General features: G+C 44.1%; 1 pseudogene. It reads left to right on the top strand.

Features of this window, described 5'->3' with window-relative positions:
- Window positions 1-88 (top strand): annotated as a pseudogene (locus tag HC176_RS20180) (class I SAM-dependent methyltransferase); the annotation flags it as partial.
- Between the last annotated feature and the right edge of the window lie 243 nt (window positions 89-331).

Below are 331 nucleotides of genomic sequence, written 5' to 3'. Positions count from 1 at the left end.
AGTAAGGGTAACTATAGACACCTTTCAATGGGGACTGGTCTTTTTTAGAAGAGAACAGGAGAAGGAGCATTTTGTGATTAGAGTGTAAAAAAAGCTGTTGGCTGTTAGCTATTAGCCTTTGGCTTTTTTTGAACTTTTGCTCCTCGGGAATTTTTTGTGCTCCTCCCTTTTGGCCGGGGTAAAGAAGGAAAAAAAATTTGGTTATCCCCACCCCGACCTACGGCCACCCCTCCGTAGGAGGGGACTACTTCAATAGACTTTTGTATAGAGGAACAATAATTCATAGCAGTTGGCGCGGATCTGTGATCCGTGACGAGCTCTATCATCAACC

Source organism: Tamlana crocina (assembly GCF_012037625.1).
This window is presented reverse-complemented; position numbering and strand designations above follow the sequence as displayed.